23 protein-coding genes are annotated in these 24,508 nt (G+C 71.1%); 10 read left to right on the forward strand and 13 right to left on the reverse strand.

Translation table 11 applies throughout. The annotated features are described in order from the left end of the window. Positions 1-261 precede the first annotated feature (261 nt). Both AB0K36_RS09990 and AB0K36_RS09995 read left to right on the forward strand, forming a co-directional pair. Positions 262-1,071 carry a VOC family protein gene (locus AB0K36_RS09990; protein ID WP_364590886.1) on the forward strand — a complete coding sequence of 270 codons (810 nt, stop codon included), beginning with the start codon at positions 262-264 and terminating at the stop codon, positions 1,069-1,071. 69 nt (positions 1,072-1,140) lie between these two features. Then, positions 1,141-1,392 (forward strand): WhiB family transcriptional regulator, encoded by a 252-nt coding sequence (locus AB0K36_RS09995; protein ID WP_364590889.1) that lies wholly within the window; start codon positions 1,141-1,143, stop codon positions 1,390-1,392. 112 nt (positions 1,393-1,504) lie between these two features. Here AB0K36_RS09995 and AB0K36_RS10000 read toward each other — a convergent pair whose 3' ends face one another. The 4 genes from AB0K36_RS10000 to ssgD all read right to left on the reverse strand — a co-directional run bounded on the left by AB0K36_RS10000 (position 1,505) and on the right by ssgD (position 6,458). Then, complete coding sequence (locus tag AB0K36_RS10000; protein WP_364591094.1) at positions 1,505-2,416, reverse strand: chitosanase; 912 nt, start codon at positions 2,414-2,416, stop codon at positions 1,505-1,507. A gap of 150 nt (positions 2,417-2,566) precedes the next feature. Beyond that, positions 2,567-3,541 carry an acyl-ACP desaturase gene (locus AB0K36_RS10005; protein ID WP_189464809.1) on the reverse strand — a complete coding sequence of 325 codons (975 nt, stop codon included), beginning with the start codon at positions 3,539-3,541 and terminating at the stop codon, positions 2,567-2,569. A 464-nt stretch (positions 3,542-4,005) separates the two neighbouring features. Next, entirely contained in the window at positions 4,006-5,649 is a 1,644-nt protein-coding gene (locus AB0K36_RS10010) for an ABC-F family ATP-binding cassette domain-containing protein (RefSeq protein ID WP_364590892.1), read from the reverse strand. Positions 5,650-6,041: 392 nt separating this feature from the next. Then, entirely contained in the window at positions 6,042-6,458 is a 417-nt protein-coding gene (gene ssgD, locus AB0K36_RS10015) for a spore wall synthesis regulator SsgD (protein ID WP_189464814.1), read from the reverse strand. A 204-nt stretch (positions 6,459-6,662) separates the two neighbouring features. Here ssgD and AB0K36_RS10020 point away from each other — a divergent pair, with 204 nt between their 5' ends. Further along, positions 6,663-7,766, forward strand: coding sequence for a beta propeller repeat protein (locus tag AB0K36_RS10020; protein WP_364590895.1), 1,104 nt, complete (start codon positions 6,663-6,665; stop codon positions 7,764-7,766). A gap of 18 nt (positions 7,767-7,784) precedes the next feature. On the opposite strand, the gene AB0K36_RS10025 is transcribed toward AB0K36_RS10020, so the two are convergent. Next, positions 7,785-8,084: a YciI family protein gene (locus AB0K36_RS10025; RefSeq protein WP_364590898.1), complete on the reverse strand. Its 300-nt coding sequence runs from the start codon at positions 8,082-8,084 to the stop codon at positions 7,785-7,787. A 72-nt stretch (positions 8,085-8,156) separates the two neighbouring features. Between AB0K36_RS10025 and AB0K36_RS10030 the strand changes: the two genes are divergently transcribed. Beyond that, positions 8,157-8,852 carry an endonuclease V gene (locus AB0K36_RS10030; RefSeq protein WP_364590901.1) on the forward strand — a complete coding sequence of 232 codons (696 nt, stop codon included), beginning with the start codon at positions 8,157-8,159 and terminating at the stop codon, positions 8,850-8,852. A 61-nt stretch (positions 8,853-8,913) separates the two neighbouring features. On the opposite strand, the gene AB0K36_RS10035 is transcribed toward AB0K36_RS10030, so the two are convergent. Both AB0K36_RS10035 and AB0K36_RS10040 read right to left on the reverse strand, forming a co-directional pair. Beyond that, complete coding sequence (locus tag AB0K36_RS10035) at positions 8,914-9,399, reverse strand: phospholipase (protein WP_364590904.1); 486 nt, start codon at positions 9,397-9,399, stop codon at positions 8,914-8,916. A gap of 604 nt (positions 9,400-10,003) precedes the next feature. Next, positions 10,004-11,203, reverse strand: a complete 1,200-nt coding sequence (locus tag AB0K36_RS10040) for a saccharopine dehydrogenase family protein (protein ID WP_364590907.1) — start codon at positions 11,201-11,203, stop codon at positions 10,004-10,006. Positions 11,204-11,449: 246 nt separating this feature from the next. Here AB0K36_RS10040 and AB0K36_RS10045 point away from each other — a divergent pair, with 246 nt between their 5' ends. The 4 genes from AB0K36_RS10045 to AB0K36_RS10060 are packed head-to-tail and all read left to right on the forward strand — an operon-like array spanning position 11,450 to position 17,168. Next, positions 11,450-12,583, forward strand: coding sequence for a CaiB/BaiF CoA transferase family protein (locus AB0K36_RS10045; protein WP_364590910.1), 1,134 nt, complete (start codon positions 11,450-11,452; stop codon positions 12,581-12,583). Then, positions 12,580-13,722, forward strand: a complete 1,143-nt coding sequence (locus AB0K36_RS10050; protein ID WP_364590913.1) for an acyl-CoA dehydrogenase family protein — start codon at positions 12,580-12,582, stop codon at positions 13,720-13,722. The genes AB0K36_RS10045 and AB0K36_RS10050 overlap by 4 nt, the downstream gene beginning before the upstream one ends. A gap of 20 nt (positions 13,723-13,742) precedes the next feature. Next, positions 13,743-14,957, forward strand: coding sequence for an acetyl-CoA C-acetyltransferase (locus tag AB0K36_RS10055; protein ID WP_364590916.1), 1,215 nt, complete (start codon positions 13,743-13,745; stop codon positions 14,955-14,957). A 36-nt stretch (positions 14,958-14,993) separates the two neighbouring features. Then, entirely contained in the window at positions 14,994-17,168 is a 2,175-nt protein-coding gene (locus tag AB0K36_RS10060) for a 3-hydroxyacyl-CoA dehydrogenase NAD-binding domain-containing protein (protein ID WP_364590919.1), read from the forward strand. A 42-nt stretch (positions 17,169-17,210) separates the two neighbouring features. Here the strand turns inward: AB0K36_RS10060 and AB0K36_RS10065 are convergent, their stop codons facing one another. Together AB0K36_RS10065 and AB0K36_RS10070 are read right to left on the reverse strand one after the other, a co-directional pair. Further along, a complete protein-coding gene (locus AB0K36_RS10065; protein WP_364590922.1) occupies positions 17,211-17,486 on the reverse strand; it encodes a DUF2087 domain-containing protein in 276 nt (91 codons plus the stop codon). 64 nt (positions 17,487-17,550) lie between these two features. Further along, positions 17,551-18,282, reverse strand: a complete 732-nt coding sequence (locus AB0K36_RS10070) for a MerR family transcriptional regulator (protein WP_364590925.1) — start codon at positions 18,280-18,282, stop codon at positions 17,551-17,553. 407 nt (positions 18,283-18,689) lie between these two features. Here AB0K36_RS10070 and AB0K36_RS10075 point away from each other — a divergent pair, with 407 nt between their 5' ends. After that, complete coding sequence (locus tag AB0K36_RS10075) at positions 18,690-19,169, forward strand: macro domain-containing protein (protein WP_364590927.1); 480 nt, start codon at positions 18,690-18,692, stop codon at positions 19,167-19,169. A gap of 81 nt (positions 19,170-19,250) precedes the next feature. Here AB0K36_RS10075 and AB0K36_RS10080 read toward each other — a convergent pair whose 3' ends face one another. The 3 genes from AB0K36_RS10080 to AB0K36_RS10090 form a co-directional block, all read right to left on the reverse strand. After that, entirely contained in the window at positions 19,251-20,327 is a 1,077-nt protein-coding gene (locus AB0K36_RS10080; protein ID WP_364590930.1) for a S1 family peptidase, read from the reverse strand. A 132-nt stretch (positions 20,328-20,459) separates the two neighbouring features. Further along, on the reverse strand, positions 20,460-21,461 hold the full coding sequence (gene sph, locus AB0K36_RS10085) for a sphingomyelin phosphodiesterase (RefSeq protein WP_364590933.1): 1,002 nt from the start codon (positions 21,459-21,461) through the stop codon (positions 20,460-20,462). 120 nt (positions 21,462-21,581) lie between these two features. Then, positions 21,582-22,040 carry a GNAT family N-acetyltransferase gene (locus AB0K36_RS10090; protein WP_189464851.1) on the reverse strand — a complete coding sequence of 153 codons (459 nt, stop codon included), beginning with the start codon at positions 22,038-22,040 and terminating at the stop codon, positions 21,582-21,584. A gap of 172 nt (positions 22,041-22,212) precedes the next feature. Between AB0K36_RS10090 and AB0K36_RS10095 the strand changes: the two genes are divergently transcribed. Continuing rightward, positions 22,213-23,088, forward strand: coding sequence for an oxygenase MpaB family protein (locus tag AB0K36_RS10095; protein WP_364590937.1), 876 nt, complete (start codon positions 22,213-22,215; stop codon positions 23,086-23,088). Here AB0K36_RS10095 and AB0K36_RS10100 read toward each other — a convergent pair. Next, complete coding sequence (locus AB0K36_RS10100) at positions 23,063-24,463, reverse strand: GH1 family beta-glucosidase (protein WP_364590940.1); 1,401 nt, start codon at positions 24,461-24,463, stop codon at positions 23,063-23,065. The two genes, AB0K36_RS10095 and AB0K36_RS10100, sit on opposite strands and share 26 nt — an antisense overlap. Positions 24,464-24,508: the final 45 nt, after the last annotated feature.

The following is a 24,508-nucleotide window of genomic DNA, read 5'->3' on the forward strand; positions in this document are numbered from 1 at the left end:
CTCCTCGGCGGGGACGTGTGCGGGCTGGGGCGGCGGTGCACACGGTCCGGCGGCGCGCGGGCCGGGGCCTGCGGCTTCAAGACCCTAGGCGCCATGGGCCTTTCTGGTCGTCATGGACACGGATCCTGCCGGACGACGCGCCGCCGCCGCAACGCACTTCCGTGCGGCGTACGGCGATTTCGCCGGGCGCGCCGTGAAGGTTTCGGGCGGGATCGGTAGGAGACTCGGGGATCGACGGCGGCCGCATCCGAAGGAGGACCTGTGCTCAGCGCTCCCTACGTCACCGGCTCCCCGAACTGGATCGACCTCGGCACGCCCGACGTCGACGCCGCCAAGACCTTCTACGGCGGGGTGTTCGGCTGGACGTTCGTGTCGGCGGGGCCGGATGCCGGCGGTTACGGCATGTTCCGGCTCGACGGGAGGACGGTCGCGGCCGTGATGACCGTGCCGCCGGAGCAGGGCACGCCGAGCTGGAACGTCTACTTCCGGACACCGGACGCCGACGCCATGGTGAAGGCCGTGGAACAGCGCGGCGGAAGCGTCGTGGTCAGGCCCATGGACGTTCTCGACCAAGGACGGATGGCGGTCTGCCTCGACCCGGCGGGCGCGGCCTTCGCGGGCTGGGAACCGGGCGGGAACAAGGGACTCGACCGGGTCAGCGAACTCGGGTCGCTCGCCTGGCTCGAGCTGTTCACCCCCGAGCCCGCCTCCGCCCTGGAGTACTACGGCGACGTCTTCGGCTGGGAAGCCTCCGAGATGCCCATGCCGGACGGCAGCGGCACCTACACCATGGTCCGCCCCGGCGGCGCGGCACAGGACGCCACGTTCGCCGGAGTGCTCCCGCTGAACGCCGATCCGCTCGAGGCCGCGGGCGGTCCCTACTGGCTGCCGTACTTCGCCGTCGAGGACTGTGACGCCTCGGTGGCCAGGGCACAGGAGCTCGGCGCGGAGATCAGGCTGGCGCCCGTCGGCGTGGAAGGCGTCGGCACGTACGCGAAGCTGGCCGATCCAACGGGCGCGCGGTTCGCCGTCGTCCAGGGCTTCGCCGCCGCGGGAACGACCGGTGGTTGACCCGCCCGCCGAGCGGTCGTTGAACGTTCGTTGACACGATGTTTATCGGCGACGGGCAGCGTGTCCCGCATGCCGATCAACACCACACTCACCACCGAGCACGAACTCTCCTGGCAGGAGAGCGCGTTGTGCGCCCAGGCGGGTCCCGAGTTCTTCTTCCCGACCCCCGGCTCCTCCACCCGTGAGGCCAAGCAGCTCTGCGGAGCGTGCGAGGGCCGGGTGGCCTGCCTGGAGTACGCGCTGACAAACGACGAGAGGTTCGGCGTCTGGGGCGGCCTCTCGGAGAAGGAACGCCACCGCCTCAAGCGCACGTCCCGCTGACCCGGCGGCCCCGCCGCGCACACGTGGCGCGGCAGGCCCACGAGGGGACAGCGCGGCTCGCTGGGCCAGCGCGGCCCGCGAGGCCGAGCGCGTCACCGGGCGACGCCGCGGTTCACGAGCCGATGCGGAACGTCTCTCCGTACACCCGCCAGGTGAGCGGCGTGTCCAGGTCCATGTTCCCCTCGCGCAGGAACACCCGCTGAGCGGTGTCGATCCGCGAGGAGTCCCTGGTCTGCTCGGTCTTCTGGCGGCCGATCACGGTCCGGCCGGCGTCGAGGAAGGCATTCAGGTAGGCCTTCTCGTCGCCGCCCTCCGCCGCGGTGTCGGCGGCCTTCATCGCGGCCTCACGGATGCCGTAGAAGCCGTCCGCGCCGAGCCCCGGCCCATGGAGCACCATCGCGTCGTAGTAGATGAACTGGCCCAGCGTGGACAGTCCGTCCATCTTGGCCAGCCGGACGGCCGGGTCGAAGTAGATCCGGTCGCGCATCACGTCCTGGGCCTTGCGGAATTCCGGGTCCTCCGCGGTCTTCGCCCACGCCGCCTCGAAGGGTGCGCCCAGACCCTCGTGCGAGTCGCTGCCGTCGACCTTGCGGAGCGCCGGGAGGTACCCGGCGAGCGGGTTGTCCGGGTGCTTGTCCGTGAAGTACTCGACGAGCTGGAGCATGTCGTTCGTACCCGAGCAGAAGCCGATGATCCCGGCCGTGTAGCCGTTGCCGTCACCGATGTCCTCGATGGCGCCGTACTGGCTCTTCCAGTCCAGCGTCGAGTTCTCCGCGCTCGCCACCAGCTGGGCGGCGATCTCCTTCTTCGCTGGGTCCGCGAGGCCCGGCGGCAGCGCGTCGATGCGGTCGTCCCGCTCGCGCTGCTGCGACGGGCTGCCCGCCTTGAGCGGGTCGGGGGCGAAGGCGGTCGGGCTGACGCGCAGGCTCGGGTCGTCCTTGGGGCGTAGCGACTCGCCGCCCCCGCCGAAGTAGACGGAGGCGGCAACAGCTATAGGAGCGCCGAAGAGGACGACGCGCGTCAGGGGTTTCACGCGGGACAGCGTACGGTGCCGCCCCGCGCCCCAGTAGTCCCGGGTTCGGGCCGCCCGTGCGGGCCTGGCCCGGTCCCGCCCGCCGTCGTCGCGGGCCGTCGCCCCGGGCGACGGCCACCGGCACCGGCGGTGCGGAACGCCCTAGCCGGCGGCGCGCGCCGCCATCCGGGCCTTGCGGGCAGCGAGCTTCTCGTCGAACTTGAGCGCCTCCGCGTCCAGCCCGTTCATGTACAGGCCGAGCTCCTCTTGCGCCTTGAGCCCCTCGGGGCCGAGGCCGTCGATCTCCAGGACCTTGAGGAAGCGGAGCACCGGCTGGAGCACGTCGTCGTGGTGGATGCGCATGTTGTAGATCTCGCCGATGGCCATCTGCGCGGCGGCCCGCTCGAAACCGGGCATTCCGTGCCCCGGCATCCGGAAGTTCACGACCACGTCCCGCACGGCCTGCATGGTCAGGTCGGGGGCGATCTCGAAGGCCGCGCCCAGAAGGTTGCGGTAGAAGACCATGTGGAGGTTCTCGTCGGTGGCGATACGCGCCAGCATCCGGTCGCAGACCGGGTCGCCCGACTGGTGGCCGGTGTTGCGGTGCGACACGCGCGTCGCGAGCTCCTGGAAGGCGACGTACGCCACGGAGTGCAGCATCGAGTGACGGTTGTCGGACTCGAAGCCCTCCGCCATGTGGGCCATCCGGAACTGCTCGAGCTTGTCCGGGTCCACGGCGCGCGAGGTGAGCAGGTAGTCCCGCATCACGATCCCGTGCCGGCCCTCCTCCGCGGTCCAGCGGTGCACCCAGGTGCCCCAGGCGCCGTCGCGGCCGAAGAGCGTCGCGATCTCGTGGTGGTAGCTGGGGAGGTTGTCCTCGGTGAGGAGATTCACCACCAGCGCGATCTTGCCGATGTCCGTGACCTTGGACTGGGCGGGGTCCCAGGCCTCTCCGTCCTCGAAGAAGCCGGGGAAGTTGCGGCCGTCGGAGAAGGGGACGTACTCGTGCGGCATCCAGTCCTTGGCGACCTTCAGATGGCGGTTGAGCTCCTTCTCCACGACCTCTTCCAGCGCGTACAGAAGTCGCGCGTCGGTCCACGCTTCCGAACTGCCGAGGTGGGGAGAGGTGATCGTCACGGGGGCTCCTGGGGGACGGGAGAGTTACCTACGTACTCGTAGGTTACGAAACCGTAGGTTAAGCACGTCATAAGCCCCCGTCCAAGCCCGGATCCGCGATGCCCGATTACGTACCGTTATAAGGGCAGCTCCAGTGGTGTGCGGAGAGCTGTGTCACGGTCTCCCGCTGCTGCCTGAGCGGCCGGAATTTTTCCGTCCGCCCCGACGGGTCGGGGCAGGCGCACGGCGGGTCGGGGCAGGCCCACGGCGTGTGCGTCCGTCCGCCGGGGCGTCCCGGCGATTCCGCCGTGCGGCGCGGCGCGGCCGGGCGGGTCGGACCGGTCTCCCGGTGCCTCCCCTCCGGCCGCGCCGCATGCTCACCCCTTCGGAACCACACGCTCACCCCTTCCGAACCACACGCTCACCCCTTCCGAACCACACGCTCACCCCTTCGGGACCAACGCTCATCCCATCGGGACCAACGCTCATCCCATCGGGAACGCTCCTTCCCGCAGTTCCTCCGCCGAGACGTCCCGCAGTTCGCCGTCGAGCAGCAGCCGCCGCGTGACGCCGATCGAATCGAGGAACGGTGCGTCGTGGCTGGCCACGATGAGCGCCCCCTGGTAGGACTCCAGCGCCGCCGTCAGGCTGCGCACGCTCGACATGTCGAGGTTGTTCGTCGGTTCGTCCAGCATGAGCAACTGCGGCGCGGGCTCGGCGAGCAGCAGCGCCGCGATCGCCGCGCGGAACCGCTCGCCGCCCGACAGCGTCCCGGCCGGCTGGTCGGCCAGGGCGCCCCGGAAGAGGAAGCGCGCCAGTCGCGCCCTGATCTGGTTGTTCGTGGCGCCGGGTGCGAACCGGGCCACGTTCTCGACGACGCTCAGCCCGTCGTCGAGCAGGTCGAGGCGCTGCGGCAGGAAGCGGAGCGGGACATCGGGAACCGCCTCGCCCGCCACCGGCTCCAGCTCGCCGGCGATCGTGCGCAGCAGGGTCGTCTTGCCCGCGCCGTTGCGTCCCACGAGCGCGATCCGCTCAGGTCCGCGTACCTCGAACTCCCCCTTCACCTCTGCCCCGTACTGCAGCCGCAGGTCGCGGAGCCGCAGGACCCCGCGGCCGGGGTGGACCTGGGTGCTGGGCAGCTCGATACGGATCTCGTCGTCGTCGCGTACGGCCTCCACGGCCTCGTCGAGGCGCTCCTTCGCCTCCGCGAGTTTCTCGGTGTGCATGATGCGGTGCTTCCCGGCGGACTCCTGGGCCGTGCGCTTACGGGAGCGCATCACGATCCTCGGCTCCCGCTTGGTGTCGTACATCTTCTGGCCGTAGCGCTTGCGCCGGGCCAACTTGATGTGCGCATCGGCCAGTTCACGCTTCTGGCGCTGTACGTCGGCCTCCGCGACACGCACCATCCTTTCCGCCGCCTCCTGTTCGACGGCGAGTGCCTCCTCGTAGGCGGAGTAGTTGCCGCCGTACCAGGCGACCTCACCGTCACGCAGATCGGCGATCTGGTCGACCAGTTCGAGCAGTTGACGGTCGTGGCTGACGACCACCAGCACGCCGGACCACCGGGTCACCGCGTCGTAGAGGCGCCGGCGGGCGAACAGGTCGAGGTTGTTGGTGGGTTCGTCGAGCAGCAGCACGTCGGGACGGGCCAGCAGCAGCGCCGCCAGCCGCAGCAGGACCGCCTCGCCGCCGGAGACCTCGCCGATGGTGCGGTCGAGACCGATGTGGCCGAGGCCCAGCTGGTCCAGGGTGGCGTGCGCACGCTCCTCGACGTCCCAGTCGTCGCCGACCGCGGTGAAGTTCTCCTCGCTCGGATCGCCTGCCTCGATGGCGTGCAGCGCGGCGCGGGTCCGTGCGATGCCGAGGACCTCGTCCACCCGCATGCCGGTGTCGAGCACCACGTTCTGCGGCAGGTAGCCGATCTCTCCCATGGCGCGGACCGACCCCTCGGACGGTACGAGCTCGCCGGCGAGCAGTCGCAACAGAGTTGATTTCCCTGAGCCGTTGAGGCCGATCAGTCCGGTGCGGCCCGGCCCGACCGCGAGGTGGAAGTCCTCGAAGACGACGGTGCCGTCCGGCCATGCGAAGCCGAGCGCGGAGCAGGTGAGATAGGTGGGGGAAGTAGACACGTGGCCTCCGGTTGCTGGGTACGGGCTGGGAGCAACGGTGGAGACACCTGTGCGACGTGACGATGCCGGAAACGGGCCGGAAAATCCCGGAGACGACGGGAAGGAAGGTCCCGGTCGGGGGAGCGGACGGCATGAGTCGTCGAGGTCGCACGCGAAGCGCACGGCATGAGCCGTGCTGCACGGTGTCTCAAGACCTCAGACGAGCAACGTCCTACTCCGATCGACGACAACAGAACCGTCATACACTGTATAGGGCGCCCGGGATCGTGTCAACGGCATTCGTCCGGCCCGGGGGAGCGAGCCGTCCGGCGCGACCTGTGGCAGGGGTCGCGGCGGTGGCCGTGGAGGTGGCGGCGGTGGCCGTCGCGGGGCGCGGCGGAAGGCGTCAGGCGTCAGGCGGCGTCGCGCAGCAACTCCGTCAGGTCCTGGTCGAGCCCCAGATACAGGTGCTCGCGCCCGGCCGGGACCGCCTCCTGTACGCGCTCGAGGAAGCGCCGCAGATCCCCGGTGCGGATGTGGACCATGGCCATGCCCTCCGGAGCGTGGAACTCCAGCACCGTCCGGTCGTAACCGTAGGGCCGCAAGCGCACGTCACCGAGACCGGCAGGTTCATGGACCCCCTCGGCCAGCAACTCCCGGGAGAACGCCCAGGACACATCGGTGCCCTCCAGGGTGGCCGGGCCGGGGAAGTCGATACGGACGGCGAAAGGGTCACGGCGGTCGTAGTGCAGCGTCGCGGGAACGGACTCCATCTGGGGTGCGGACGCGACGAGTCGGGCCTGGACGGTCTGCTCGATGACGGTGGACAAGCCCCGCTCCTTCGTGTGCGGCTCGCTGGGTCCTGATGGCGCAGGTCTATCTCAGAAGACGTCGGAAGGACCGATTCCGTGCACCGGGGAAGAGAGTGACATGTGTCACCGCCCGCCGTCCGCCGCATGCTCGGATCACCCCATGCCGAAGTAGGCGCCACGCACCCTGGACGGGCCCCGGTGCGTGGGCTAGCTTCCAGCGCCATGAGGTCCTTGGGGAAGACGAGACGAACGCTGACCGTGGGGCTGTGTGCCATCGCGGTGGCGGCCGCGACCGCCGCACCGGCGCATGCGGAACAGGCGGCGACGGCGGCGGACCGGCCCGCGGCGGCCGGTACCCCCGGCTGGAGCCTGAAGGACACCGGGACAGATGTGCGGCTGCGAGGCCTGGCGCCCGTCAGCCGGAAGACCGCATGGGTGGCCGGCTCCAAGGGCACGGTGCTGCGCACCACCGACGGCGGCCGGAATTGGCTGGACGTCTCACCACCCGGGGCCGACGCGCTCGAGTTCCGTGACGTCGAGGCGTTCGACGGCCGGCGCGCGGTGGTCCTCGCCATCGGCGAGGGCGAGGCGTCCCGGGTGCTGCGGACCGAGGACGGCGGTGCGAGTTGGACCGAGTCGTTCCGCAACACCGACGCCAGGGCGTTCTACGACTGCATCACCTTCTTCGACAGCCGGCACGGCCTGGCGATGAGCGACCCCGTGGACGGCAAGTACCGCATCCTGTCCACCGGCGACGGCGGGCGGTCCTGGAAGGTCCTCCCCGACGCCGGCATGCCGCCCGCCCTGCCGGGTGAGGCGGGCTTCGCCGCGAGCGGCCAGTGCCTCGTCAGCTCCGGTCGGAAAGACGTCTGGCTGGCCACCGGAGGCGGCGCCACGGCGCGCGTGCTGCACTCCGCGGACCGAGGGCTGAACTGGACCGTCGCGGAGTCGACGATCCCGGCCGGGGATCCGGCACGCGGTGTCTTCGCCCTCGCGTTCCGCGACCGGACGCACGGCCTCGCGGTGGGCGGCGACTACCGCGCCGACCAGGCCTCCCCCCGGGCCGCGGCCGTCACGGGCGACGGCGGCCGCAGCTGGGGACAGGCGCAGACCCCGCCGCCCGCGTACCGCTCCGGTGTGGCCTGGCTCCCGCACAGCAGGTCCGCCGCCCTCGCCGTCGGACCCACCGGCACGGACCTGACGACGGACGGCGGCCGGAGCTGGCGCTCGTTCGACACCGGCTCGTTCGACACCGTCGACTGCACCCCTGACTTCGGCTGCTGGGCCTCCGGGGAGAAGGGCCGGGTCGCGCGTCTGGAGTTCTGAGACGGGGCGGTCGGGCCGTCAGACAGCCGGCTGCTGGCGGTAGGGGGCCAGTTCGGGCGCGGTCTTGGTCGCGATGAACTCGGTGATCCGGTAGGTGCACACGGCCCCGACGACGAAGGGGTCGGTCGCCGCGATCTTCTCGATGCCGGCGCGATCGTCCCCGACCGCGAGGATGATCCCGCCGTCGCGCGGCTTCTTCCTGCCCGACGCGATGAAGACGCCCTCCTCGTACAGGCCGTCCAGCCATGCCACATGGGCTTCCAACAGCGGTTCGACGCGCTCGACCGGCGCGGTGTAGGTCAGTTCCATCACAAACATGGCAGCCACGCTACCGGGCCCCTGCCACGGGGCGGCGGCCGCTCCGGGGCAGGACATAAAGTGGGCGGCACCATGAAGATCGTCGAAGCGCCCCCCGGCTGGCCCGTGAACGAGGAAGAGGCCCTGGCCGTCCAGGACGAACTGCGCACCCGCGTCGTCCTGGACGAGCCGGGCCCGCCCGTCGGCACCGGGCTGGTGACCGGCGTCGACGTGGCGTACGACGACGAACGCGATGTCGTCGCCGCGGCGGCGGTCGTGCTCGACGCGGCGACGCTGACCGTGGTGGAGGAGGTCACGGCGATCGGCCGGATCTCTTTCCCGTACGTGCCCGGGCTGCTCGCCTTCCGCGAGATCCCGACGGTGCTGGCCGCGCTCGAGTCGCTCACGGCCGGGCCCGGCCTGGTCGTCTGCGACGGCTACGGCCGCGCGCACCCCCGGCGGTTCGGGCTGGCGAGCCACCTCGGGGTGCTGACGGGGCTGCCCTCGATCGGCGTCGCGAAGAACCCGTTCGTCTTCACCTACGGTGAACTCGGGGAGTTGCGGGGCGACTTCGCGCCCCTTCTCGCCGACGACGGCGAGGAGGTCGGCAGGGCCCTGCGCACGCAGCGGGGTGTGAAGCCGGTCTTCGTCTCCGCGGGTCACCGGGTGACCCTCGACGCGGCATGCGCCCACACGCTGCGGCTGGCACCTGAGTTCCGGGTCCCGGAGACGACGCGGCGCGCGGACGCCCTGTGCCGGAGGGCGCTCCTGGAGGCGACAGGCGGATGACGGCTGCGGCACCCGCGTCGAGTGAGGCCCCGTCACGGAGGTGACGGGGCCTCACCCTTGGTCAGGCGGCCTTGCCGCCGTCGACCACCGCCGAGTACCCGAAGGCGGACACGGCCTGGTAGTACGTCCACGCCGTCGAGTTGCACGCGGTGCGGGTGGCACCGGAGTACCGGTTGCAGACGCGCTTCAGATCCTCGTAGAACGCCGAGTCCAGTCTGGACTTGTTCGCGTCGAAGCTACCGACGGCCTTGTAGTTCCGATAGCCGAAGTCATGGCGTGCGCATGACATCTTGAAGGGAAAGCCGAACGGGTTGTCCGGCGACGTGGAGCAGTAGTCCGTGGACCAGTTGAAGCCGTAGGCGCTCCAGGCGCCCTGGTTGGCCCGGGCGGCGGCCCAGGCGTTGTAGCTGGTGGCGCTGGTCTGGGTCCAGGAGCTGAGCACCTGGAGCTTGTCGGCGGGGGCGGCGGCGGCCGACCCGGCGGGGATCAGAGCGGCGGGCAATGCCAGTACGGCCGACACGAGCGGCAGGGCGAAACGGCGACGCATGCAGAAACCTCCACGTGTGGACGGGGGTTGGTGCGCGCCACGTGGCCTGTCCACGGGCAGGACCAGAGTCCTGCTATACGCGCGTCCTGCACAGCCTTTGCGTCACATGCAACGGGTGAAATCTTTGTGGCCGCCGGCCGTGAACCCGCCGCTCCGTGGACAAGAGTGAGCACATCGGCACAGGAGGGTGGATGCCGGAACCGCCTCGGCGCCCGTGCCGTCGGCCCCGGCCCAGGGCGGGCCCGGGCCGGGGACCTGCCCACCCCACGCGCGTCCCGCGAGGGGCGGGGATGCGAGGTCCGCTCAACGGCCGGCCGTCGACGAGCCGCTGGACGGCGTGGGTGATCTCCGGAGCGCCCACCGCCCGGAGCACCGGTGCGATGCCGTCGCGCCCGTCGACGTGGGTGGCACCACGGCGGGCGTCGCCGGCGGTCCGGCAGATCCGCCCTCAGGCCGGCCCGACACCCTGGAACTCGACGACCAGTAGGGCGGGCGGCTGCCGCTTCAACGCCGAACCGCCCGTTCCGCCCCGGGACGTTCACGCGCCCGGTTCCGCCGGGCCCCACCCGGAAAGCTCGCCGGAGGCCGCCGCGCGCGGCGGCCGCTACCGGGTGTGCGCCACCCGGAAGTGGATGCCCGCCCGCTGAAGCCGCGTCAGCAGCGCGTCGCCCATCGCGACCGCCGGCGTCACCTGACCGGAAGTCCTCGGCAGCGTGTCGCCCGCCAGGCACATCGCCGCTTCCGCCAGGATCTTTGCCGTCTCGTCGTAGCCCGGGTCGCCGCCCTTCACCTCGGTGAAGACCCGGCGCCCGCCGCCCTCGCCGACGAAGCGGACGGAGAACCAGCTCTCGGCCCGGCGCTTGGCGCTGGGGCCGTCACCCGGGGCGTAACGGTCCGTCAGCCACCGCCGGGCGGCGGGGATCTGCGCGAGGGCGAAGCCCGCGCCGACGGCCGCGGGGCCGCCGAGTGCCATCGGCAGGGTCTTGACCGCCGCGTAGTGGCGGTAGCGGAAGTCGGGGCCGTAGCGTTCCAGCGCGCGCGCCGAGCGGACCACGATCTGCGGGTCGATCGTCGGCAGGGGCAGTGCCCACGCCCCGGTCTCCCGGCTGAAGCGAGGCCCGCCGAGGGGGGCCTGCGCCCGGCGGCCGACCAGCCGCGGCTGGTGGAGCCGGCGTTCGCGTGCGGCGCGCAGCGTTTCACGGCCGCGGCCCATGGCGTTGAGTGCCGAGGCCAGTGTCCCGCCGGAGAACATCGCGTTGGAGCGGACGAAGCCGTCGACGGTGAGCGGAACGCCTTCGGGCAGCCGCTGCACGGTGAAGTACACGCCGAGGTCGTGCGGGACCGAGTCGAAGCCGCACGCGTGGAGGAGACGTGCGCCGGTCTCGCGGGCGCGTGCGTCGTGCCGCACGTACATCAGGTCGACGAACTCGGGCTCCCCCGTGAGGTCGACGTAGTCCGTCCCGGCGTCGGCGCAGGCCGCGACCAGGCCTTCGCCGTACCAGACGTACGGGCCGACCGTCGTGGCGACGACCCTCGCGGACCCGGCGAGCTCCCGCAGCGACCCGGCGTCGGCGGCGTCGGCCTCGATCAGGGCCAGGGCCGCGCACGAGGGGTTGATGACGGCCAGATACTCCCTCAGGTGCTCGAGCTTGTCGCGGCTGCGTCCCGCGACGGCCCAGCGGCAGCCCTCGGGCGCGTGCCGCGCGAGATACTCGGCGGTGAGCCGCCCGACGAATCCGGTGGCCCCGAAGAGCACGATGTCGTACGGGCGCTGTGCGCGGTCCGTCCCGTTCTGGCTGTTCACTGGCTCCTCCGCCGTCAGGCTGTACCGGCGGATCAGGGCGGCAGACCTGCCCCACGCCGTTGTCGGTGGCTGAGGCTAGCGCGCGGAGCGGCCGCGCAGAAGATCCGGTTTCCGTTGGTGATCCACCGGTGATCAAGCGGGTTCGAGCCGTCTAAGCGCTTGCTCGGCCCAAACCCTTGTCATAACTGGAACGCGTTCTTACCATCGCTGGTGTTACATCAGTTGTGTCACATAGCTGGGGGCTGGATGACAGCGTCAGGGAACGGCCCGCTGGCCGGGGTACGAGTGGTGGAGCTGGCAGGCATCGGGCCAGGCCCGTTCGCCGCGATGCTCCTCGGCGACCTCGGGGCCGATGTCGTGCGCGTCGACCGCCCCGGCGGTGCCGGGCTGGCCATCGACCCGGCGTACGACCTCACCAACCGCAACAAGCGCTCCGTGCTCATCGACCTCAAGTCGGCCGACGGCCCCGCCCGGGTCCTCGATCTCGTCGAGCGCGCCGACGTTCTGATCGAGGGGTTCCGGCCCGGCGTCGCCGAGCGCCTCGGCGTCGGCCCCGACGAGTGTCTCGCACGCAACCCACGCCTGGTCTACGGGCGGATGACCGGCTGGGGCCAGCAGGGCCCGCTCGCCCAGCGGGCCGGCCACGACATCTCCTACATCGCCCTGACCGGCACACTCTCCATGATCGGCAGCTCCGGCGAGCCGCCCACCGTACCCGCCAACCTCGTCGGCGACTACGCCGGCGGCTCCCTCTACCTGGTCATCGGCGTGCTCGCGGCCCTCCAGCACGCACGCGCCGAAGGCGGCAGCGGACAGGTCGTCGACGCGGCCATCGTCGACGGCGCCACGCACCTCGCCACGATGATCCACGGGATGATGGCCGCCGGCGGCTGGCAGGACCGCCGCGGCGCGAACCTCCTCGACGGCGGCTGCCCCTTCTACGGCACCTACGAGACCGCCGACGGCCAGTACATGGCCGTCGGCGCCCTGGAGCAGCAGTTCTACGACCAGTTCGTCGAACTGCTCGGCATCAAGGACGACGTCCCGGCCCGCAAGGACTTCGACCGCTGGGGGGAGCTGCGCCAGGCCGTCGCCGACCGGTTCAGGTCCCGTACGCGCGCCGAGTGGACGGCCGTGTTCGAAGGCACCGACGCCTGCGTCGCCCCCGTGCTCTCGCTCCGCGAGGCCCCCGGCCACCCGCACCTCGCCGCCCGTGGGACGTACGTCGACCAGGGCGGCATCACCCAGCCCGCCCCCGCGCCCCGCTTCTCCGCCACCCCGACGGCCGTGACCCGGGGACCCGCCCAGCCCGGCGCGGACACCGCGGAGGTCGCCAGGGACTGGGACGTGCCCGCAATCCGGCCCCAGGAGGACCGTTGAAGCGCCAGATCTTCACCGCCGAGCACGAGGCGTTCCGTCAGTCCGTGCGCACCTTCCTCACCAAGGAGGTGGAGCCGCACTACGAACAGTGGGAGAAGGACGGGATCGTCAGCCGCGACGCGTGGCTGGCCGCGGGCCGCCAAGGGCTGCTGGGACTCGCCGTACCCGAGGAGTACGGTGGCGGCGGCAACGACGACTTCCGTTACGCCGCGGTGCTCCACGAGGAGTTCACCCGCGCGGGCGCGCCCGGCCTGGCCATCGGCCTGCACAACGACATCATCGGCCCCTACCTCACCTCCCTCGCCACCGACGAGCAGAAGCGGCGCTGGCTGCCGGGCTTCTGCAGCGGCGAGATCATCACCGCGATCGCCATGACCGAGCCGGGAGCGGGCTCCGACCTCCAGGGCATCCGCACCACGGCCGAGGACCGCGGCGACCACTGGCTGCTGAACGGCTCCAAGACCTTCATCTCCAACGGCATCCTCGCCGACCTGGTGATCGTCGTCGCGAAGACCACCCCGGAGGGCGGCGCGCACGGACTGTCGCTGCTGGTCGTCGAGCGGGGCGCGGAGGGATTCGAGCGCGGCCGCAACCTCGACAAGATCGGCCAGAAGTCGCAGGACACCGCCGAACTGTTCTTCAACGACGTCCGCGTCCCCAAGGAGAACCTGCTCGGCGAGCTCAACGGCGCCTTCATCCACCTGATGACCAACCTCGCGCAGGAGCGGATGGCGATCGCCGTCGCCGGCATCGCCGCGGCCGAGCACCTGCTGGAGATCACCACCGAGTACGTGAAGGAGCGCGAGGCCTTCGGCCGGCCGCTCGCGGGGCTCCAGCACATCCGCTTCGAGATCGCGGAGCTGGCGACGGAATGCGCGGTCACCCGTGCCTTCCTCGACCGCTGCATCACCGACCACACCAACGGGGAGCTGGACGCCGTCCACGCCTCGATGGCCAAGTGGTGGGCGACCGAACTCCAGAAGCGTGCCGCCGACCGCTGCCTCCAGCTCCACGGCGGGTACGGCTACATGAACGAGTACCGCGTCGCCAGGGCATTCACGGACGGACGCATCCAGACCATCTACGGCGGCACGACCGAGATCATGAAGGAGATCATCGGTCGTTCCCTGCTCGGCTAACCCTCTTGAAAGGCTGACCAGTGAGCACCGAAGCGTACGTGTACGACGCGATCCGCACCCCGCGCGGTCGCGGCAAGGCCAACGGGGCCCTGCACGGCACCAAGCCGATCGATCTCGTCGTCGGACTGATCCACGAGATCCAGGCCCGGTTCCCCGGCCTGGACCCCGCCGCCGTCGACGACATCGTGCTCGGCGTCGTCGGACCGGTCGGCGACCAGGGGTCCGACATCGCCCGGATCGCGGCCATCGCCGCCGGGCTCCCCGACACCGTCGCCGGCGTACAGGAGAACCGCTTCTGCGCCTCGGGCCTCGAGGCCGTCAACATGGCCGCGATGAAGGTCCGCTCCGGCTGGGAGGACCTGGTCCTCGCCGGCGGGGTCGAGTCGATGTCGCGCGTGCCGATGGCCTCCGACGGCGGCGCCTGGTTCGCCGACCCGATGACCAATTTCGAGACCAACTTCGTCCCGCAGGGCATCGGCGCCGACCTGATCGCCACCCTCGGCGGCTGGTCGCGCCGCGACGTCGACGAGTACGCGGCGATGTCGCAGGAGCGGGCCGCCGCCGCGTGGAAGGACGGACGCTTCGACCGCTCGGTGGTCCCCGTCCGCGACCGCAACGGCCTCGTCGTCCTCGATCACGACGAGCACATGCGCCCCGGCACCACCGCGGACTCCCTCGCGTCCCTCAAGCCGTCCTTCGCGGGCATCGGCGACCTCGGCGGCTTCGACGCCGTCGCCCTGCAGAAGTACCACTGGGTCGAGAAGATCGACCACGTCCACCACGCCGGGAACTCCTCCGGCATCGTCGACGGCGCCGCCCTCGTCGCCATCGGCAGCAAGGAGGTGGGGGAGCGCCACGGGCTCACCCCGCGCGCCCGGATCGTCTCCGCCGCCGTCTCCGGCTCCGAGCCGACGATCATGCTCACCGGACCGGCGCCCGCGACCCGCAAGGCGCTCGCCAAGGCGGGGCTGACCATCGACGACATCGACCTCGTCGAGATCAACGAGGCCTTCGCCGGCGTCGTCCTGCGCTTCGCCCAGGACATGGGTCTCTCCCTCGACAAGGTCAACGTCAACGGCGGCGCGATCGCCATGGGCCACCCGCTGGGCGCGACCGGGGCGATGATCCTCGGCACCCTCATCGACGAACTGGAACGCCAGGACAAGCGGTACGGCCTCGCCACCCTCTGCGTGGGCGGCGGCATGGGCATCGCCACCGTCGTCGAGCGTCTCTGACCCCCGTCCTCACCCGCCATACGGAGCAGCCAGACCATGAGCGAGTCCACCACCATCCGCTGGGAACAGGACGAGACCGGCATCGTCACGCTCGTCCTCGACGACCCGAACCAGTCCGCCAACACGATGAACCAGGCCTTCAAGGCCTCGATCGCCGCGATCGCCGACCGGGTGGAGGCCGAGCAGGAGTCCATCCGCGGCATCATCTTCACCTCCGCGAAGAAGACCTTCTTCGCGGGCGGCGACCTCAAGGAGATGATCAAAGCCGGCCCGGAGGACGCACAGTTCGTCTTCGAGGCGGGCATGGGCATCAAGCGCGCCCTGCGCCGTATCGAGACCATCGGCAAGCCCGTCGTCGCCGCCGTCAACGGCGCGGCGCTCGGCGGCGGTTACGAGATCGCCCTCGCCTGCCACCACCGCATCGCCCTCGACGCGCCCGGCTCCAAGATCGGCCTGCCCGAGGTCACCCTCGGCCTGCTGCCCGCCGGCGGCGGCGTCACCCGCACCGTACGGCTCATGGGCATCGCCGACGCGCTGCTGAAGGTGCTCCTCCAGGGCACCCAGTACACCCCGCGGCGCGCCCTGGAGAACGGCCTGGTCCACGAAGTGGCCGCCACCCGGGACGAGATGCTGGCCAAGGCCCGCGCCTTCATCGACGCGAACCCGTCCTCGCAGCAGCCCTGGGACGTCAAGGGCTACAAGATCCCCGGCGGCACCCCGTCCAACCCGAAGTTCGCCGCCAACCTTCCCGCCTTCCCCGCGAACCTGCGGAAGCAGACCGCGGGCGCCCCCTACCCGGCGCCGCGCAACATCCTCGCGGCCGCCGTCGAGGGCTCGCAGGTCGACTTCGAGACGGCGCAGGTCATCGAGGCGCGCTACTTCACCGAGCTGGTCACCGGCCGGATCGCCAAGAACATGATGCAGGCCTTCTTCTTCGACCTGCAGGCCGTCAACTCCGGCGCCAGCAGGCCGAAGGGCATCGAGCCGCGGCCCGTCCGCAAGGTGGCCGTCCTCGGCGCCGGCATGATGGGCGCCGGCATCGCGTACTCCTGCGCGAGGGCCGGCATGGAGGTCGTCCTCAAGGACGTCAGCGCCGAGGCCGCCGCCAAGGGCAAGGACTACTCGGAGAAGCTGTGCGCCAAGGCCGTGTCACGCGGCCGCACCACCCAGGAGAAGGCCGACGCGCTGCTCGCCCGGATCACCCCGACAGCCGACGCCGCGGACCTCGCGGGCTGCGACGCGGTGATCGAGGCGGTCTTCGAGGACACCGCGCTCAAGCACAAGGTCTTCCAGGAGATCCAGGACGTCGTCGAAGCGGACGCGCTCCTCTGCTCCAACACCTCCACGCTGCCCATCACGGTGCTCGCCGAAGGCGTCTCGCGGCCCGACGACTTCATCGGCCTGCACTTCTTCTCGCCCGTCGACAAGATGCCGCTGGTGGAGATCATCAAGGGCGAGCGCACCGGTGACGAGGCGCTGGCCCGCGCCTTCGACCTGGTCCGGCAGATCAACAAGACGCCGATCGTCGTCAACGACTCCCGCGGCTTTTTCACCTCCCGGGTCATCGGACAGTTCATCAACGAGGGCGTGGCGATGGTCGGCGAGGGCGTCGACCCCGTCTCCGTCGAGCAGGCGGCCGCGCAGGCCGGCTACCCCGCGAAGGTGCTCTCCCTGATGGACGAGCTGACCCTGACCCTGCCGCGCAAGATCCGCAACGAGACGAAGCGCGCCGTCGAGGAAGCGGGCGGCACCTGGGCCGGCCACCCGTCCGACACCGTGATCGACCGGATGGTCGACGAGTTCGGCCGCACCGGACGCAGCGGCGGCGCGGGCTTCTACGACTACGACGAGGACGGCAAGCGCGCCGGTCTGTGGCCGGGGCTGCGTGAGCACTTCACCGAGCCGGGCACCGAGATCCCGTTCGACGACATGAAGGAGCGGATGCTCTTCTCCGAGGCCCTGGACACGGTCCGCTGCCTCGAGGAGAACGTCCTGCTCACGGTCGCCGACGCCAACATCGGCTCCATCATGGGCATCGGCTTCCCGGCCTGGACGGGCGGCGCGCTGCAGTACATCAACGGCTACGAGGGCGGCCTGACGGGCTTCGTGGCCCGCGCCCGTGAGCTGGCCGAGCGCTACGGCGACCGGTTCCGGCCGCCGGCGCTGCTGGTCGAGAAGGCGGAGCGGGGCGAGGTCTTCACCGACGCGTGACGCCCCACGACGTCTGACGCAGGACCGCCACGACGGCGGCAGTCACCGGTCCCGCCGGTAGCTGCCGCCGTCCTTCGTGCGGGTCAGCAGACCCGCCACGACCAGGTAGCGGCGCAGCGCCGCGCAGTCGTCGTGCACGGTGCGCAGCGCGTCGTTGACCTCGCGTTCGGTGTAATCGCGGCCCTGGTCGAACAGCGTCTCGGTCAGGTGTACGAGCAACTGCTCGCGGCGGGCCGGCTTGCGGGGGATCGCGGTCAGCCGGCCGTGGGAGAAGAGCGCGTGCACGCTGTGAGCGGTGGTGGTTCCTTGATCGGACATGGCCGGAAGCCTCCTGCACCACCCGGCCCCGGGCAACTTGTTTACGCGGGCCCCGGGAACTGGCTCAATCCGCCTCCGTGTCGAACGCTGCCCGCAGCTCCTCCCGCAGCGAACGCTGGAACGCCGTCACCAATGCCTGGATGACCATCGGCTGCATATGGGCGGACAGCGACTTCATCGCCGCCACATGGTCCGGGTCCGACTCGCGTTCGCGGTAGGGGCCCCAGACCTCGTCACGGAACAGCCGGCTCAGGTCCTGCGCGGCGGCCCGCGCGTGCTCCAGCAGCACGGTGCGCGACGCGAGGATCGTCTCGTGCGCGATCGGCACGTCGAGCAGCTCCACGCCGAGCCGCAGCAGACCGCAGTCCAGGCGGTAGGTGTCCGGCGTGGACCGGTCCAGCACCCCCATGGCGGCCAGCCGGCCGACGTCCTGGTCGGACAGCACCCTGCCCGCCCTGCGCTCCAGCTCCTCCCGGGTGACCTCCTCGGCCGACTCCGGGGCCCAGGATGCGACCAGCGCACGGTGGATCGCCAGGTCCTGGGCGCTCAGGTCCGGCGGCAGCTGCTCCAGGTAGCGCTCGATCGCGGCGAGGGTCATGCCCTGGTGCTGCAACTCCTCGATGAGGGCCAGCCGGGAGAGATGGTCCGGGCCGTAGTGCCCGACCCGGCGGGGGCCGATCACGGGCGGGGGCAGCAGCCCCCGCGTGCTGTAGAAGCGGATGGTGCGCACCGTGACCCCGGCGCGCGCGGCCAGTTCGTCGACGGTGAGCGTCGGCTCCTCGGTCCCGGTCGCCATGAGGCCTCCTTCTGCGCTGAACAACACCCGGTGCAACAGTATTGCTGTCTCACCGGTGTTGTGAAAGATGCCGACGAAGCCGACCGCAGCGTCTGGTGACCAGGCGGAGCCGGTCAGTACAGGCGGCGGCTTCGGAGCTCCCGATGAAACTCGACGATGTCGGCCATCTGACTCTTGATGTGCTTGCCGCGCGCGCCACGGGATCCCAGCCCTCGCAGTACGTCACTTCCACCGTGCAGACGTTCTCGACCACCATGCCCATCCTTGTTCGAACCTCATGTGATCCCGGTCGCGTCACCGTAGCGACCGGCCCGGACAACCAGCGGCGCGGGATGCCGCTCGGCACCGAGCGGCCCGGCAGGCACTTGGTCGGGGCCGATGTCAGTGGCGGAGCCTACGGTGGTGCCATGTCCGAGATCAGATACGTCCGGGGGGACGCCACCGCGCCGCAGGCGAAAGGCGTCAAGCTGATCGTGCACGTGTGCAACGACCTGGGCGGGTGGGGCAAGGGCTTCGTCCTCGCCCTGTCCCGCCGCTGGCCGGAGCCCGAGGCGGCGTACCGCCGCTGGCACCGCGGCCGCGCGGGCAACGACTTCGCGCTGGGCGCCGCGCAGTTCGTCCAGGTCGACCCGTATGTGTGGGTGGGCAACATGGTGGGCCAGCGCGGCATGCGGACCGGCAGCAAGGGGGTGCCCGTGCGGTACGAGGCTATCGACAGGGCCCTGGCGGCGGTGGGGGACAAGGCCGTCGAGCTGGGCGCCTCCGTCCATATGCCGCGCATCGGCTGCGGGCTGGCGGGCGGCACATGGTCGCGGATCGAACCGCTGATAGCCGCCCGGCTGACGGCCCGCTCCATACCGGTCACGGTCTACGACCACGGGGACTGACCCCGGCCCGCGCCGGGCACGCCGAGGGCGTGCCCGGGGAATGGGCACGCCCTGGTGTGCGGAGCCGGTTCGCAGCGGGGGTCAGTAGACGGCGACGCCGTAGGCGGCGAGCGCCTCCTTGACCGGCTGGTGGAGTGCCGAGCCGTTCGATCCCGTGCAGCCCGCGCTGCCGGAGTGGATGCCCAGCGCCGTCGAGCCGGCGAAGTGGGCGCCGCCGCTGTCGCCGCCCGCGGAGCAGGCGGTGGTGCGGACGAGGTTGTACACCGGTCCGTCGCCGTAGTTCACGGTGACGTTCACAGCGGTCACCGTGCCGCTGGTGAGCCGGGTGGTGGAGCCGCTCTTGCGGATGGACTGGCCGACGATCGCGTCCGCCGCGGAGGTGATGTCCTGGTGGCTGCCGTTGTACAGGTTGACGTTCCCCGCGGGCTGGGAGCCGTCGGTGTAGCGGACGATGCCGTAGTCGTTGGTCGGGAAGCTGGTGCCCTCCCGGGTGCCGATCGAGGGCCCGCCGGAGGTGGCGGACCAGCTGCTCGCCGAGTTGGTGCAGTGCCCGGCGGTCAGGAAGTAACGGGTCGTCGACTTCGACACGTTGAATGCGGCGGAGCAGCGGTAGCCGCCGCCGTAGATCGCGTCGCCGCCCGCCACCTCCTTCTTGAACGCGCCGGCGACGCGCTTGATGCTCACGGCGTCGCCGAGCCGGGCGGCGACGCCCCGCAGCTTCGCCATGGAGGCCGCGGACACGGTGCTGTCGGCCTCGACCGCGACCTGGTTGGTCGACGGGTCGATTCCCCACGACGTCCCGGTGATCTTGGCCTTGGACTCGAGGGTGTCCATGGCGGCCCGCAACTGGGCCATGCTGCGGGTGACGACCTCGGCGCGGGCTCCCGTGGCCCGCACCTCCTCCGCGGCCGCGGCGTCGATGACGGTCACGACGAGTTCGCCGCTGGCGGCGTCGAGGTACGAACCCGCGGTGCGGTCGCCGAGGTCGCGTTCGAGGGAGGTGTGCAGGGTGTATTGGGCGGGTGAGGCGGCGACGCCGGGGCTCGGGTTCCCGGCGGAGTCGGTCCCGGCGGCGCCGGCCGTTCCGGAGCCGAGGCCGACGGCGGTCAGGGCCAGCAGGGCGGGGAGGCAGATGCGCGCGCGAAGCGTGCGTCTCATGGGGGGCTTCTCCTTCATTCGAGTCCGTGTGGGGGGTTGCCTGACGGCAAAGTGGACTGGACCAGTCCGGAGTGCGGACTCAATGTGGCATGGCCCTGACACAGGCACAAGACCGCCGTCGGCGGCTTGCGCCTACTGGCCGGAGGCAATCACCGGATAGTGGTCGCTGAGATTCGTGTACGTGTACGTGGTGCCCCAGCTGGAGACGGACCACGGCACGCTGACCTCCTTGATCACCTCATTGGTCCAGCCGGAGGGCCGGGCGTGCCCCGCACGGTGCAGCACATGGTCGAGGTCCTCGCGCGGGTCGTCGGGGTAGCGCTCCGCCGCGATCGAGTTCTCCTCGGTGTCGAAGGAGTACGGGTGCCCCGTCCGCGCGTCCGCCCCGGCCAGGCCGGCGTCGGCGAGCATCGAGGTGTACTCGGGCGAGCGGGAGTCAACATTGAAGTCGCCCGCCACGACGACCTGTTCGGACGCCGGGATGTTCTTCGCGTCCAGGAAAGCGTCCATCGCCCGGAACTGACGGCTGCGCATCTCCGCCGCCTCACCCGCGTCGCAGCCGGGGTCGGTGGACTGCGCGTGCGTGCCCACCACGTGCACCCTGGTGCCGTTCACATCGAGGACGGTGTAGACGAAGCCCTTGTTCGACCACCAGTCCGCGCCGCACGCGTCCTTGTAGACGTACTGCTCCTTGCGGATGATCGGCCACTTGCTGAGGACCGCGACCCCACCGTCCTCCGGGGTGGTCGACGAGTACGAGCCGCCGGTCGCGTCCCAGCCGTCCTTGCTCCGGCCCATCACCGGCGTACGGTGCGGGTACTGGGCGGCGGCGTTGCGCAGCAGCGCGTCGGACGAGGAGTTGTCGAACGCCTCTTGGAGCACGACGACGTCGTTGCCCTGGAAGAACGACGCCGCCGGTATCGCGGCGGCCCGGTGGTCCTGGCCCCAGTTCGGGTAGAGGGACTTGCTGAACAGGAACGCGTTGTACGTGAGGACCTTCAGGCCCGGTGCCGCCCCGGCCGGTGCGGCCGATGCCGTGGGCGCGGCGGCGGCCAGGGCGGTGGCGGCGAGCACGGCGGACAGGGCGGCGGACACGGCGGCGCGAGGGACACGGCGGAGCTCGGAGTGCGGCACAGAATCTCCCGTTCGTGGTGGGGGGTTCCACCGGTCGACGGACCGGCGCCGCACATCAAAGCAGCCGTAGTTACCTTCTGGTAATGGTTAGGTGCCCGGATTCTGTATCCCGCACGGCGGTCAGGGGTTGAGCGGAAGCTTGAAGCCCACATGCGAGCCCGTGAAGCCGAGTTGCTCGTAGAAGCGGTGGGCGTCGGGGCGGGCCGCGTCCGAGGTCAGCTGGACCAGTTGGCAGCCCTGCTTACGGGATTCCTCGATCGCCCACTCGATCAGTTGCCGGCCGAGCCCCTGGCCACGCTCGGAGCTGTGGACGCGTACGCCCTCGATGATCGAACGGGTGCTGCCGCGCCGGGACAGACCGGGAACGACGGTCAGCTGGAGCGTGCCGACGACGGTGTCACCGCGCTCGGCCACCATCAGCAGCTGGTTCGGGTCGGTCCGCAGTCGTTCGTACGCCGTCAGATAGGGACTCAGGTCGTCGGGCGACTCACGCGTCGCTCCCAGGGCGTCGTCGGCGAGCATGGCCACGATGGCAGGGATGTCGTCCGCGACGGCGGACCTGATCATGATATCCGTCATGCGCCGCATGCTATCCGCACGGGCGTTCGCCACCGGGCGCGGCCGAGCGCAGGTGGGGAGGGGGACCGGCCGGCGGGAATGGGCCGGCGGCGGAGGCCGGTGGGGCCGGTGATCCGCGCGGCGCATACTGAGAGGTGACAGGCGGGCCGAGCAGAGAGCAGCGTGGAAGCACATGAGCAGGGCAGCCGCGGACGAGCCCCAGCCACCACCGCCGGGCGGTGTTCTGTGGAGCCTCGCCGGTGACGTCCGCGCCCTGCTGATGCTGCCCGCGGCGCTCACCATGCAGGTCGCCCATCCCGCCGTCGGCGCGGGTGTCGACGAGCACTCCGTCTTCCGCACCGACCCCTGGGGACGCGGTGAAAGGTCCCTGCGCTCGCTCCAGTTGTGGATCTACGGCGGTGAGGCGGCCGCCGCGGAGGGCCGCAGGCTCCGCGAACTGCACCGCACCATCCAGGGCACCGACGCGCACGGCCGCCGCTACCACGCGCTGAGTCCCGCCTACTACTCCTGGGTCCACGCCACCGGCTTCCCCGTGTACCGGCACGCCGCGCGCTATCTGGTGCGTGGTCTCACCGAGGCCGAGGAGCGGCAGCTCTACGCGGAATGGCTCCAGGTCGGCCGGATACTCGGCATCCATGACCGGGACATGCCGCAGACGATCGAGGAGTTCTGGCCGTACTACCGCAAGGTCCTGGCGGACGAACTCGAGGCCACCGTGGTCGTCCGCGAACTGGTGGACGTGGACCAGCCGGTCCCGCCGCCCGACCGGGGACCGCGAGCCGTCCGAGTGCTGCTGCGCGCACTGTGGCCGCTGCTGCGCCCGCCGCTGGCCCGGTTCCGCCGGTTCATGACCATCGGACTGATGCCGCCGGACGCCCGCCAGGCCATCGGTCTGCCCTGGACCGACGCGCAGGAGCGCCGACTGCGGCGCTTCGCCGGGGTCGTACGGGCCGTGGTGCCCGTACTCCCCGAGCGGCTGCGCTACCTGCCCCTGGCCCGCGAGGCGCGCCGGGCGGAGCGGCTCAGATCAGGCCTCCACGCTCGATGACCGACGCGTACCAGCGCGCACTGTCCTTGAACGTGCGGCGCTGGGTGGCGAAGTCGACGTGCACGATGCCGAACCGCTTGCTGTAGCCGTACGCCCACTCGAAGTTGTCGAGCAGCGACCAGAGGAAGTAGCCGCGCACGTCGGCGCCGTCCGCGATCGCCCGGTGCACGGCTGACAGGTGCGCGTGCAGATAGGCCACCCGCTCGGGGTCCTTCACCTCGCCGGACGGGTCGGCGTAGTCGTCGTACGCGGCGCCGTTCTCGGTGATCACCAGGGGTACGCCCGGCAGGTCGTCGCGCAGCCGGATCAGCAGCTCGTGCAGCCCGTCGGCGTCGACCGGCCAGTCCATCGCGGTGCGCGGACCGGGCGCGGGCAGGAACCGTACGTGCTGCTCGGCGCCCGCCCACGGGGAGGGGGCCGCCGCGCCGGAACCCGCGGCGACGACGGTGGGGGAGTAGTAGTTGATGCCCAGCGAGTCGATCGGGGCGGACGTCACGTCCAGGTCCCCCTCGAGGACGAACGACCAGTCGGTGACCGGCGCCGTGTCCCTGACGAGGTCCTCGGGCAGCCGGCCGCGGAACACCGGGTCGAGGAAGATGCGGTTGCCCACGGCGTCGATACGGCGGGCCGCGTCCAGGTCGGCGGGCGAGTCGGAATGCGCCCGCACGGCATGGAGGTTGAGCGTCAGGGACACCTCGGCGGACGGCGGCAGTTCGGCGCGCAGCACCTGCGCGGCCCAGCCGTGCGCCAGGTTCAGGTGGTGCGCGGCGCGCAGCGACGCCAGGGGAGAGGTGCGGCCGGGGGCGTGTTCCCCGCTGCCGTAGCCGAGGAAGGCGGCGCACCACGGCTCGTTGAGCGTCGTCCAGGTCGCGACCCGGTCGCCGAGCGCCTCGGCCATGATCCCCGCGTAGTCGCCGAAGCGCTGCGCGGTCTCACGCTGCGGCCAGCCGCCGGCGTCCTCCAGCTCCTGCGGCAGGTCCCAGTGGTAGAGCGTGGCCACCGGCCGGATGCCGGCGCCGCGCAGCTCGTCGACGAGCCTGCGGTAGAAGTCGAGGCCCTTCTGCACGGCCGGACCGCGGCCGGTGGGCTGGACCCGCGGCCAGGCGATCGAGAACCGGTAGTCGGTGACGCCGAGGCGGCGCATCAGGGCGACGTCCTCGTGCATCCGGTGGTAGTGGTCGGCGGCGATGTCGCCGGTGTCGCCGTTGCGGACCTTGCCGGGGGTACGGCTGAACGTGTCCCAGATGGAGGGGGTACGGCCGTCCTCGGCGGCCGCGCCCTCGATCTGGTAGGCGGCGGTGGCGGTGCCCCAGCGGAATCCGGCGGGGAACCGGAGTGTCGTCGTGGCGTCGGGGCGTGCGTCGAGCGCGGTCATGAGGTGGAACTCCCAAGGAGTGAGACGTCGGTGCGGAGGCGGTGG

The sequence above is a fragment of the Streptomyces kurssanovii genome, assembly GCF_040677245.1.
In the GTDB taxonomy this organism is placed as follows: Bacteria; Actinomycetota; Actinomycetes; order Streptomycetales; family Streptomycetaceae; genus Streptomyces; species Streptomyces kurssanovii.